11 protein-coding genes are annotated in these 12,210 nt (G+C 69.6%); all 11 read right to left on the bottom strand.

Translation table 11 applies throughout. The features are described 5' to 3' along the window. Window positions 1-310 precede the first annotated feature (310 nt). Window positions 311-1,171, bottom strand: coding sequence for an aldo/keto reductase (locus tag BMX29_RS18560; protein ID WP_043841438.1), 861 nt, complete (start codon window positions 1,169-1,171; stop codon window positions 311-313). A 364-nt stretch (window positions 1,172-1,535) separates the two neighbouring features. Then, window positions 1,536-3,533, bottom strand: coding sequence for a Fe(3+)-hydroxamate ABC transporter permease FhuB (gene fhuB / locus BMX29_RS18555; protein WP_092815926.1), 1,998 nt, complete (start codon window positions 3,531-3,533; stop codon window positions 1,536-1,538). Next, entirely contained in the window at window positions 3,530-4,426 is an 897-nt protein-coding gene (locus BMX29_RS18550; RefSeq protein WP_092815923.1) for an ABC transporter substrate-binding protein, read from the bottom strand. Before BMX29_RS18550 ends, fhuB begins: the two co-directional genes overlap by 4 nt. After that, window positions 4,423-5,304, bottom strand: coding sequence for an ABC transporter substrate-binding protein (locus tag BMX29_RS18545; protein WP_092815920.1), 882 nt, complete (start codon window positions 5,302-5,304; stop codon window positions 4,423-4,425). Before BMX29_RS18545 ends, BMX29_RS18550 begins: the two co-directional genes overlap by 4 nt. 23 nt (window positions 5,305-5,327) lie before the next feature. Further along, entirely contained in the window at window positions 5,328-6,089 is a 762-nt protein-coding gene (locus tag BMX29_RS18540) for an ABC transporter ATP-binding protein (RefSeq protein WP_092815918.1), read from the bottom strand. Then, window positions 6,089-8,176 (bottom strand): TonB-dependent siderophore receptor, encoded by a 2,088-nt coding sequence (locus BMX29_RS18535; RefSeq protein WP_092815915.1) that lies wholly within the window; start codon window positions 8,174-8,176, stop codon window positions 6,089-6,091. Before BMX29_RS18535 ends, BMX29_RS18540 begins: the two co-directional genes overlap by 1 nt. A gap of 83 nt (window positions 8,177-8,259) precedes the next feature. Next, complete coding sequence (locus BMX29_RS18530; protein ID WP_092815912.1) at window positions 8,260-9,297, bottom strand: siderophore-interacting protein; 1,038 nt, start codon at window positions 9,295-9,297, stop codon at window positions 8,260-8,262. A 14-nt stretch (window positions 9,298-9,311) separates the two neighbouring features. Continuing rightward, window positions 9,312-10,304, bottom strand: a complete 993-nt coding sequence (locus tag BMX29_RS18525) for an energy transducer TonB (RefSeq protein ID WP_092815909.1) — start codon at window positions 10,302-10,304, stop codon at window positions 9,312-9,314. After that, a complete protein-coding gene (locus BMX29_RS18520) occupies window positions 10,301-10,711 on the bottom strand; it encodes an ExbD/TolR family protein (protein ID WP_092815906.1) in 411 nt (136 codons plus the stop codon). The genes BMX29_RS18525 and BMX29_RS18520 overlap by 4 nt, the downstream gene beginning before the upstream one ends. After that, window positions 10,708-11,094: an ExbD/TolR family protein gene (locus BMX29_RS18515; RefSeq protein ID WP_092815903.1), complete on the bottom strand. Its 387-nt coding sequence runs from the start codon at window positions 11,092-11,094 to the stop codon at window positions 10,708-10,710. Before BMX29_RS18515 ends, BMX29_RS18520 begins: the two co-directional genes overlap by 4 nt. Window positions 11,095-11,101: 7 nt before the next feature. After that, on the bottom strand, window positions 11,102-11,800 hold the full coding sequence (locus BMX29_RS18510; protein WP_244889284.1) for a MotA/TolQ/ExbB proton channel family protein: 699 nt from the start codon (window positions 11,798-11,800) through the stop codon (window positions 11,102-11,104). Window positions 11,801-12,210: the final 410 nt, after the last annotated feature.

Raw genomic sequence — 12,210 nt, 5'->3', positions numbered from 1 at the left:
CGCGGTTGCCCGAAAGCTCGTAACCATCGCGAACGCGCTGTGCAGGAACCGTCAGAAATGGGCCGCTCCGGCTACCTGACAGATACAGTTGCTAGAAAGTGCTGGCGGTCGCTGGACGGTCCTTGGGCCGGCACGCATGGGTGTCCGACACGCCGACAGCCCAGACCGTGCCCGCCCGGACTCGCAAAAAACAATCGGCGCCGCCCGCAATCACGGGGCGGCGCCGCAGCGAAGGTTATCGGCCGGCACGGAGAAGACCGAAGGTCATGCCATGATCGCGGAGGCCCGGTCCGGGCCTCCGCTTCCGTCTTCAGGCTGCGCCGCTGTAGACCGGGAAGACGCTCGCGTCGCCGTAGTCCTTGGCGGTGATCGCCTTGAGCGCCTCCATGTCCGCGTCGGCGATCTCGAAATCGACATCCGCGTTCGACTTCATGTGATCGGGGTTCGCGGTCTTCGGCAGTGCCAGCAGACCCAGTTGCAGCACGTAGCGGATGCAGAGCTGCGGCACGCTCACGTCGTACTTGGCAGCGATCTCCTTGATCTCGGCGTTCTCGAGGATCTTGCCGTGCCCGATGGGCGAGTAGGCCTCGACCAGCATGCCGTTGTCGGTGGCGTGCTTGATCAGGTCGAACGGGGTGTTGCCGACATGCGCGAGAACCTGATCGATCATCGGCTTGACCGTCGCGTTCTGCAGCAGGTTGTCGAGGTCGGCTTTCTGGAAGTTCGACACGCCGATGGAGCGGACCTTGCCGGCTTCGAGCGCCTCTTCCATCGCCTTCCACGCCGCGAGGTTGCCCTCAAAGAAGCGGTCGTCGCTGCCGAACTGGTCCCACGGCTGCGGGCTGTGGATCACGAGAAGGTCGATGTAGTCGAGGCCGAGCGTCTCGAGCGAACCCTCGATGGCCGACTTCGCGCCTTCGTAGTCCTTCACTCCGGCGTCGAGCTTGGTCTGCACGAAAAGCTGGTCGCGCGGAACGCCGCAGGACCGGATCCCTTCGCCGACGCCACGCTCGTTGCCGTAGGCCTGCGCGGTGTCAATGTGGCGGTAGCCGATCTCGACGGCTGCCTTCACTGCGTCCGCCACCTTGTCGTCGTCGATCATCCAGGTGCCGAGCGCCAGCTTGGGAACCTCTACGCCGTTCGGCAGGGTCTGTGTCTCTTGCAGGATCATGTCCGTCTCCTTTCGCGGTCGGGCCATCGTCCGGCCCGGTTATCTGCGGCGGCCGGTGCCGCCTTCTGTGACCGACAGATAAGGGCGGTGGCGGAGCGGGATAATCGAAGCAGAGTTTCACTCGCTCATGAGGCGCATTCATCAATCAGGTCTGGTCCATCGGTTGGATGGAACGGCGGGGTCGGATCGGGGGCAGAGAAGTTTCGGGGGGCGAGGCTCGGCATAAGCCTCCTCGGATCGCGGCATGAGCCGCACGCACAGAAACACGCGGCCCTCGAACGCGATACGGGGACGACCGCCTCCGCGACCGCTTCCGTTGTTTCGGGTTTATTGTTTTGCGGAAGAAAGCGCCCGCTGAGCCTCCTCAGATCATGCCCGACCGCCGCGCCGCCAGCCTCTGGCGGATCAACAGCGCGATGAAGTAGCCGCCGCCGAGGCAAGCCGCGATGATCCCGGCGGGCAGCTGCATCGGGTAGATCAGCGTCCGCCCCAACCAGTCCGACCCGACCATCAGCACGGCGCCCAGCCACGCGGCGACCCATATCTGTGCGCCCGCGGTGCGCGCGCCGATCATCGTTGCGGCGTGCGGAGCAACAAGGCCTACAAAGGACACCGGGCCCATCAGCGCCGTCACCGTGCCCGCCAGCCCGGCGGCGACCGCCAGCCCGATCGTCCGCACTGCACCGACCGGAAGGCCGCGGGCCGCCGCCGTTGCGTCCCCGGTTCCGATCAGCGTGAGCCAGCGATGAGCGGCCCGCAGGCCGAGGCACGCCGCGACCGCCAAGCCAGCCAGCGCGAGCGCCGCGCCGCCCGTGACCCGGTAGGTGGAGCCGCCGAGCCAGCCCAGCAGGGCGAAGCTGTCCGCGGTGCCGGCCGCGAGCGCGATCTTGACCAGTGCGTCGAGCAAGGCGCCAAGCGAGATGCCCACCAATGCGACCACCATGGGGGCATGCGCGTGTCTCCGGGCAAGCAGCAGCAGCGCGACCATGACGGCCGCCGATCCCAGGAGCGCGACAGGCACCCCCGCGGTGTGGATCGAGACCCCGCCCTCGAGGGACGTGAGCACGAGCGCCAGCGTCGCGCCGGACGACATGCCTAGGATGTCGGGGCTGGCCAGCGGGTTCCGGATCAGGCGTTGCAGGATCACGCCCGAGAGCGCCATCGCTCCGCCTGCGCCGGCGGCGGCCAGGATGCGCGGCCAGCGGAAAGACAGCGTCAGCGCGTCGGGCACGGCGATGCGCCAGCCGGCCTCGCCGGGCGAGACGAAAACCGCGAGGAGCAACGCCAGCACCGAGAGCCCGCCGATCCCGGCCAGCGTGATGGCCGCGGGCCGGGCCGGGCCGTGCGGCATCTCCAACGTGCCGTGATCGGCGGCCGCGAGGCGCCGGCGCATGAGCAGCACCAGCGCCGGCGCACCCGCCAGCGCCGCGGCGGCTCCGGTCGGAACCATGTCGCGCAGGACACCGCTCGCGCCGACGGCGACCAGGTCGGCGCCCGAGAGAAGCGCGGCGCCGAGGAAGGCACTGGCGACGAGCTCGGTCAGGGGCGTGCGCGCCCCGCCCGCGCGGGCCAGCGTCGGAGCGAGGAGGCCGATGAACCCGATCATGCCCACGGCCGCCACGCTCACCGCCGTCAGGTAGAGCGCCAGCGCCGCGAGCAGCACCAACCAGGGACGCAGCGACAGCCCACGCGCCTCGGCCGCGCCCGCGCCCGGACGCAACAGCCCGAGTATGCGAGAACAGGCGAGGATGCCGAGTGCGGCCGCGCCGAGCCGCGGGGCGGCCCAGAGCGTCCGGTCCCAGCCGCTCTGGCCGAGGTCGCCCGCGCCCCAGACGAAGAGGTGACCGAAATACGGGCTTTGAAGCAGGACGATGCCCCCGGCGACCGACCCGAGCAACAGGTTGACCGCCATGCCGCACAGCACTGCGCGCAGGCCCATCAGGCCGCGCAGGCCGGCGATGCCAACGACGAGGCCGAAGGCGGCCGTGGCGCCGGCCAGGCTCACCCATTCGCGCGCGGATGCCGCGAGCGCGGGGGCCGCCAGCGTGGCGACGACCATGGCGAGCCACGCGCCGGACGAAGCCCCGAGCGTCAGCGGAGAGGCGAGACGGTTGCCGGTCACCTGCTGGAAGAGGCTCCCTGCGAGCCCGAGGCCGGCGCCGACAATCAGGCCCATCACGATCCGCGGCAGCACCGCCTGCGTCACGCGGATGTCGGCAAAGGCGTCGGGCGTCGCGCCGGTCATCAGCTCGGCCAGCCGCGCGGTGTCGACGCCGGCCGTGGTCCACAGGTGCAGCGCGGCGAGCGCGACCGCCAGCGCCGCCGGGAGCAGCGCGGTCCGAAGCGGAGACGTCGCGATCATGGGGCCAGCGGAAGCAGCGCGTCATGGAAGGCGCGGGCGTGGCGGAGCAGGGACAGGTATCCGCCGTAGCTCCAGACGGGGTCGGTCTCGGCGAACCGTTCTTGCCGGACGAACGGCATGAAGCGCCAGAGCGGCGTCTCGAACACCTCCGAACCCGCAAGGTGCGGCCGGATCGCGATCACCGCGCCCGTCTCGACCTGGGCCAGCGCCTCGACGGGTTTCTGCACGACGCCCCACTTCGTCGCGGCCTGCGGCAGGGCGGTGTTCACGCCCAGCGCGTCGAGCGCCGCGACGGGAAACGAGTTGTCCCCGTAAATCCAGACGCTGGCAGCGTCGTTGAGGCGTATGACAGCGGTGTCCAGGGGTGCGCCGTCAAAGGCATCTTCGAGCGAAGCGCGAAGCTGGCTCATCTCTTGCTCGGTGTCTGCGATCAGCGCTTCGGCCCGGTCGGTCCGGCCCGTCAGCGTTGCGATGGAGAGAAGAATTTTCCGCGCCGCCGCGACGTTGTCGTGATCCGCGGCCCAGGCCTCGAAGGCCAGCACCGGCGCGATCCTCTCCAACCGCGCCACGTCCGCGGGCGCCATGTCCGAGGCAATGATGACGTCCGGATCGAGCGCGGCGATACGCTCGAGGTTCGGCTCGGTCCTCAGCCCGACATCGGTAACGGACTGCGGCATCTCGGGCACCGAAACCCAGTCCCGGTAGAGGTCGAGCTCTGGCGCGCCAACCGGCACGATGCCGAGATCGAGGACCTGCTCCGCCAATGCCCAGTCCAGTACGACAATCCGCTCCGGTGGGGTGTCAAACGACTGCGTCCCGCGGCTGTCCTCGACGGTGGCGGCTCCCGCGGCGCCGGTGACAAGCGCGAGGCAGACGGTCAGCAGACGGATCATCGTGCCGCCTCCGGATCGAGGGTCAGCAGGGCGTCGGCCATCGCCTCGGCAAGCGTGGCGATCGAGACCGGTCCGCCGAAGGTCCAGACCGGACCGGCCTCGGCGAAGCGCCCGCCGCGCACGAACGGCATGAACGACCAGAGCTGCGTGTCGAAGAGCGCGTCGCGGGCCGGGAAGGGGACGAAATTGACCACGGCGGCCTCCTCGAAGGCGGCGAGGTCCTCGACCGGGCGCTGAACGAAGCCCCACTCGGTCGGCGTGCCCGGATCGGGATGGGTCAGACCCATGCCCTCGAGCGCGGCCAGCGCCATTCCGTTGGCACCGTGAACGCGCACGGTCGTCGGCGTCAGCAGGCGGATCGGCAGGACCGGAGGCGGCGCACCGTCGAAATGGTCCCGCACGCGCGCCCCGGCAGCGGCAACGCGGGCGTCGACCTCGGCCAACACGTCGCGGGCCTGGGCGCCGCGGCCCAGCCGCGCGCCCAGATCGCGCAGCGCGGCGCGCGCGGCCTCGGCGTTGTCCTGACCCGCATCGAAGCCTTCGATATGCCAGACCTCGGCGATCCCGCGCAGTGCGGGCTCCATGTCGGCCTGCTGGTCGGAGACGAGGATCAGGTCCGGCGCGGCTTCGGCGAGCGCCTCGAGATTGGGCTCGGTCCGCAGGCCCACGTCGCGCGTGCCCTCGGGCAGAGCCGGGGTGCCGACCCAGGTGCGGTATCCCTCTACGTCGGCCACCGCCACGGGATCGACCCCCAGGGCCACAAGCGACTCGGCCAGGCCCCAGCTCAGGGCGGCGACCCGGCTTGGCGGATCGTCCTGCGCGGCGAGCGGAGGCGCGAGGCACAGCGACAGGGACAGGATGGCGGCAAGACGCAGCATCCGACGGCTCCTTTCGGGATGGATCAGGCGACGACCGCGACGGGCCCCGAGGGGCCGTCGATCAGCGCCATGTCGATGTCGTAGAGCGCCCGGAGGGTGTCGGGCGCGAGGAAGGCCGTAGGCGGTCCGTCGAAGGTCACGCGGCCCGCGCGCAGCGCGAGGATGCGGTCGGCGAACCGCGCGGCGAGATTCACGTCGTGCAACACCACGATGACCTGACGGTCCCGCTCGCGCGATGTGCGGCGCAACAGGTCCATGACCTCGTAAGCGTGGGCGAGGTCGAGCGCGGCCGTCGGCTCGTCGAGCAACAGCAAGGGCGCGTCCTGCGCCAGCAGCATGGCGATCCAGGCGCGCTGCCGCTCGCCGCCCGAGAGGTCGTCGGCCAGCGCGTCGGCAAAGCCTGCGACGCCGGTCTCGCGCAGTCCGGCGGTCACCGCATCCCGGTCCGTGTCGTCCCAGCGCCCGAAGGCGCCACGCCACGCGAAGCGGCCGAGCCCCGCGAGTTCGCGCACCGTGAGGCCCGGAACTGCAGGGAGCCGTTGCGGCAGGTACGCGACCTGACGCGCGAAGGCGCGCTGGCCGGGCACGCCGATCGGCGCATCCCCGAGCCGGACCTCGCCGGTGTCGGGCCGCGCCTGCCGGGCGAGCAGCGACATGAGCGTCGACTTTCCCGAGCCGTTCTGGCCCAGGATCGCCGTCACGCCGTCGTGCCCGAGCGACAGGCGGTCGAAGCCCAGCACCTCCCGCCCGCCGTGGCGCTTCGAGATGTCCCGAAGCTCGAACATCAGAACTTCATCGTCCCGGTGAGCGACACCGACCGGCCCGAACCGAAGTAGCAGGCATCGGTCCCGCAGAACGACACGTATTCCTCGTCGGTCAGGTTGCGGACGTTCAGGCGCACGTCGTAGCGGTCGTTCGACCAGCCCACCGCCGCGTCGTAGAGCGTGACCGGCGGGGTGCGCTGGCTGTCGGTGCCGTCCCATTTCTCGCCGGTGTGGCGGACACCGCCGCCGAGGCTCAGCCCCTCGAGTGCGCCGCCCTGCGGACGCCAGTCCACCCAGAGCGAGCCGAAGTCGCTCGGCACCTGCGAGATGCGGTCGCCGCTCGCGTTCTCGGTCTCGAGCCACGTGTAGCCGGCATCGACGAAGATATCGCCGAAGCGATGCTTGGCCTCGATCTCGATCCCGCGCGACGTGGCCTCGCCGGTCTGGACCTGGAAGCTCGGGTTGTCGGGATCCTGCATCGCGAGGTTCGACTTGGTGAGGTCGAAGAACGCCGCCGACAGCAGCGTGTCGGTCCCGGTCGGCTGGAACTTGAGTCCGACCTCGTACTGTTCGCCCTCGGTCGGCTCGAACGCGTCGCCATTGGCGTCCACGCCGACGATCTCCTGCCGGAAGCTCTCGGCGTAGCTGGCATAGGGCGCGAGGCCGTTGTCGAAGCGGTAGAGCAGGGCGATATTCGCCGTCACCGCCTCGTCGGTCGCCGCAACCGACCCGTCGGTGAACGTTCCGGTCGTCTCGCCGGTCTCGATCCAGCCATAGCGCACACCCGCATCCAGGTGCAGGCGGTCGTTCCAGGTGGCGCGCGTCTGAAGGTAGGCGCCGGCCTCTTCCACGGTGCTGGCCGGGCTGTCGACCGGGTCGCCGATGGTCACGCCGGAATAAACCGGGTCGAAGGGATCCAGCGGGGCGTTCTGGGTGCCGTAGACCGTGTCGCTGTCATAGGTCGCGCGGGTGTAGCTCGCGCCCATCAGCGTGGTCATGTCCCAGCCGGCGAGCCGGTATTCGGCGGTGCCGGTGACGTCGAGGTTGTAGGCCTCGAAGTCGTTGTCGGCGGCATAGACCGTGCGGTCGATGGTGCCGTCGTCGTTGTAGCGCGTCGGATAGTTGTCGTAGGCCCACCAGGCGTGACGGTAGTCGGCTTCGGCGTCGGTCCAGCGCGCCTTGGCATCGAGCGAGAAGGTCTCGTTGAACCGGTGCGAGAAGAAGGCCGTGATCGAGGTGTGCTCTGCGTCGAAGCGGTCGAAGTCCGGTTCGCCCACGAAGAGGTCCTGATCGAGACGCTCGCCGTTCGGCGCATCGTAGAGCGCGCCGTAGATCGAGGAGAACTGGATGTCCGGCGTCGCGTCGTTGCGCTGGTAGCGGGCGAGAAGCGTGAGCTCGGTGTCGGTGGTCGGGCGCCAGGTGATCGAGGGCATGATCGCCAGCGCGTCATCCTCGGAATAGTTCACGTCCGTCTCGCCGTCGCGGTAGAGACCCACGAAGCGGTAGGCGAGCCGGCCGTCCTCGGTCAGGTCGCCGCCGAAATCCACGCCCACCTGACGGCGCGCGTTGCTGCCGAAGGAAAGCTGCACGATGTTGGGGCTTTCCTGTGCGGCGGTCTTTGACGAGGTGTTCACCACGCCGCCGACCTCGCCGTTGCCGTAGAGGCCCGAGGCCGGCCCGCGCAGCACCTCGACGCTTTCCAGCAGGAAGGGCTCGGGCTTAACGTCGTTGTAGTAGCCGTAGCGCGACAGCAGGCCGTCGTGGAACGTCGTCGGGTTGAAGCCGCGGATGTTGTACCAGTCCGACCGCGCATCGTGGCCCCAGGTCCCTGCGTTCACGCCGGTGGCGTAGCTCAGCGCGTCCTCGACATCGGTCGCACCGCGTTCCAGCATCTGCTGCGCCGTCACCACGTTCACCGAGCGCGGCGTCTCGGCGATCGGCGCGTCGAAGCGCGTGATGCCGCCGGTGTCGAGTGTCTGGGTGTCGCCGTAGACGCCTCCGCCGGCCTGATCCTCGACCGTGATCGCGTCGAGCTCGATATCCTGAGCCAGCGCCGGGGCTGCCGCGAGTAGCGCACAGACCGACAGGCTCGAGCGCATGCTGGGCATGTCCCGTCTCCTATAGTGATATGGGGATTGGCACCTGGCGGTCAGCTGGGTTGGGTCCGGCTACGATATGCCGATGTAAAGAGTCAAGTTTCCGTCTCGGTCCAGTATCCGGCGACGTAGCTTTCCTTCGGTCCCACGTCCTCGGCGGATCGAAGCCAAGTCCGAACCTTCGCCGCTCGGGTCTTTTCCGCCGCGAACCAGATGTGGCGCTCCGGTCCCTGTGGCAGGGCCGTCTTCATCATGGTGTCCACGATGTCGTCGCCGTCCGCGCGATGCAGCCAGCGAAGCCTGATCCCGGGCGGAACACTCAGGTCCAGCCGGTCGTCGTTTGTATCGACCTCGATCAGAACGTCGCCCTCGGCATCCGCGGGCGCGGCCTCGAGAATCCGGGCGATGGCGGGCAGGGCGGTTTCGTCCCCGGCCATGAGCCAGCGTCGTCCGGGCGGCATCCATCCACCGCCGGGGCCGCTGATGCCGACCTCCGCGCCCGGTCTCACCTCGTCCGCCCAGCGGCAGGTGGGACCGCGCCCGTGGACGAAAATGTCGACGTCGAGCCAACCCGCCCCGGCGTCGATGTCGCGGATCGTATAGGCCGGCATAGCCATGCCGTCCTTCGCGCTTGGCCAGACCGTGCGGCCCTTGTCGTTCAGGTGGGGCCAGACCGGGGGCCGTTCCGCGCTCGGGATCAACAGACGGATATGCAGGCCCGAGAGCGCGAAGTCGCCGAGGTCCTCCGCCGCGAGGCGCAGCCGCAGAAACCGTGTGCCGATGCGCTCCTTCGACAGGATCCGCGCGATACGCACGTTCGGCGGCAGGCCACCTGTGCGCCGTTCCGTTCCGGACCAGTCAAGCGCCACGGCAGTGCCGCGCAACCGATCGAGCCGCGCCGATACGCCTTCGCACAGCATGTGCAGATTGGACGCGCTGCCGCACGACACCTCGATCCGAAGTGCTCCGGTCTCCGGGCACAGCCGCAGCTGGCCGATCCCGGTGTCGCATTCCAAGGCGCCGTTTTCACGCGCGTAGGTCACGTCCTGCGCTGTAAGGTCGGCGGCCACGGCATCGAGCAGCCCGACCGGGTCGGCATCGCGGAAAAGCGCGGCGCTGGTATGCATCGACATGGGACGGACCTCCGTCAGCTTGAGAAATTGATCGGCAGAGAGAACGAGAACTGGCTGTCGCGCAGCCCGTCCGGCGCCGCCGGGAAGCGCGCCCCCCGCACGGCCTGGATGGCGGCCCGGTCCAGCGGGGCCGACCCGGACGACGAGATGAGCGAAGCGCCGAGCAGTTGCCCGGACCGCGAAACGACGATCCGGACCGTCACCGTGCCGGACGCGCCGCGCGCATCGCCGGGATAGCGCTTGCGCCGCTCCAGCGTGGCGCGGATCCGCGCGCCATACTGACGCGCGAGGTTCTGGCGCTGGCTGGGGCTGAGCGTGGCCGCCTGCTGCTGTTGCCGCTGTCCGGCACTGCTGCCGCCGCCTGCGCCAGACGCCCTCTGGCTTTGCGACGTTGTCTGCGACGGCGATTGCCGCGGCTCCGGATCCGCCTGACGCGGCTCCGGCTGCGCCTGCCTCAGGGGTTGCGGTTCGGGTTCGGGTTCCGGCGGGCGCAGATCGTCCGGACGCGTCTGCGGCCGCTCGGCACTCCGCAGCGGGGCGGCGCTGTCGGGATCGGCGTTCGGTTCCGGCTCTGGCTCAGGCTCCGGTTCCTGCTCCTGAACGTCCTCGGGTTCGGGCTCGGGCTCCGCTTCGGGCGGTGGCGGCGGTGCCGTGGCCTCTCGGTCCAGTGTCGGCGCGTCCTCGGTCGTCGGAAGGGCCAGTCCCTGAGAGGCCTGTGGGGCCACGGGCGCGGACATGTCGGGCGCAGCCGGGGCCTCGGGCGCCGGGGGAGGCTCCGGGGCGTCCATCGCCGCCATTTGCGGTGCCTCAACCGGGGCGGGGGGCGTGTCCCACCGATCGACCATTTCCGAGACCTGCGCCGACGCGGCCTCGAGCGACACCTGGGCCTCGCCTCCCTGGCCCGAGGCGGCTGCCCCGCCGTCGGCCTCGGTGGCCAGCGCGAGAACCGCCGCGTGAGCGCCCAGGGCCAGCGCGCCGAACACTAGGGTTTCCGCCGCGCGCTTCATTGCCGGGCCGTCACGAGTTCGATCCGCGTGATACCGGCGGTGCCGAGCCGGGTCATCAAGGCAGCCACCTCGTCGGCGGCCACGTTGCGATCCGCGCGCAACATCAGGACCGGACCGTCCGCATCGCACGCTCCGCCGCAGTCCTTCTCGCGCGCGGCAGCGATCGCGGCGATGGTCTCGTCGCCGGTCACGTCGCGGAACCCGATCTGCCCGTCCGGCCCGAGATAAAGGCTCAGGGTGCCGTCCGTGTCCGCAGCCTCGGAGACCTCGGGCGGCTCGACCTCGAAAGGCTCGGGCGGCGCGATCTGCGCCGTCATCAGGAAAAAGATCAGCAGCAGGAAGACCACGTTGATCATCGGCACGAGGTTTTCCTGCGGACGGCGTCGTTGCGGGGCGTCGATCCTCATGAGCCTCCCTCCACCAGCACGATCCGGTCGAACCCGGCCGCGCCGAGGGTCTCCATCACCGTCACGACGCGTTGAAGCGCAGCGCCGTCGCGCGCGCGCAGAACGATCGTGTCCTGCGGGGTCTCGGTCAGGTCCTCGATGGCCGCGGGCAGGGCATCGAGCGGCGTCGCGCTTCCGTTGAGCCGAACGTCATCCGGCCGCACGTCCACGAGGCGCGGGGGGCCGGAATAGTCTCCCGACGCATCGCCCGCGAGATTCAGCGGCACCTGCACGTCCGTGCCGAAGCGCGAGGAGAGCATGAAGAACACAAGCAGCAGGAACACCACGTCGATCATCGGTGTGAGAGACGGGCGGCGGCGCGGGGGCGGGTCTCCGAGCGTCATGGATGCCTCACTCCGCCGCGTGCTTCAGGCCCGTCTCTACGGGTGTGGGCGCATGGATGCTGAGGCGGGTGGCGAGGTCCTCCATCTCGTGACGCAGCCGGTCGGCCACCGCCTCGAACCAGGTCAGCGCCGCCGAGGCCGGGATCGCCACCGCCATGCCCGCCGCGGTGGTCAGCAGCGCTTCCCAGATGCCGCCGGCCAGCGTCGCGGGGTCGGCGCGGCTGCCGGCCTCCTGAAGGGCCTGGAATGCCGCGATCATGCCAAGCACGGTCCCGAGCAGCCCGAGAAGCGGAGCGATCGTCGCGATGAGTTCCAGCGGCCTCAGGCCGCTTCGCAGACGGGCCATCAACCGCTTGGCAACGCGCACGGTCTCCTGTTCGGCCGCCTCGGCGCTGAGGTGCGGATCGCGGAATGAGTCCATCGCAGAGCGTGCCAGAACGGCCCGACAGGTGCGCCGCCCGCTCAACAGCCGCCGGGCCGACTCCACGTCCCCGGATTCCCACATGGCAACCGCACGCTCGGCGCGGCGACCTCCGCTCCAGGCGCCGATCAGCGCCAGCCGCCACGCTTTCCAGAGCACCAGCGCGACAGTCAGGATCGAAAGGGCGGCGATCAGCCAGATCACGGGCCCCCCGTCGAACAACAGGCCGAGCTGCTCTGGCGCGGCATCGCGAAGGGTCTGGATGAGTTCGGCGAGATAGGTCACGGACGGGCACCTCTGTCCTGCCGCCCTGTCCCCGAAGCGGGGACGAACGGTGGTCTGGATAGAATTCTGGTGCCGAGCGACCTGAACGGATGGCTGGGTGCGGCTTAGCTGAGCGTTTTTGTCGTCAATGTCAACGCCCGCTTTGCGAAGATGATCCGCGTAAGAACGGTCGGGTGGGACGAGATTGACGGATTGCAGGGCAGTCGGACATTTCGACCGGTTGGCCGCATATCGGACACCCGGCGGTATCGTCCGAAGCAACGGTCAAGCGCGGCCACGCCCGGCGCGCGAAACAATTGGGCCTCTGACCGACCTTAGCAACTGTATCTGTCAGGTAGCCGGAGCGGCCCATTTCTGACGGTTCCTGCACAGCGCGTTCGCGATGGTTACGAGCTTTCGGGCAACCGCGG

It is taken from the genome of Roseivivax marinus (assembly GCF_900109705.1).
Classification (GTDB): Bacteria; Pseudomonadota; Alphaproteobacteria; order Rhodobacterales; family Rhodobacteraceae; genus Roseivivax; species Roseivivax marinus.
Note: the sequence above shows the minus strand (reverse complement) of the source record. Positions and strands in the feature narration are given on the sequence as shown.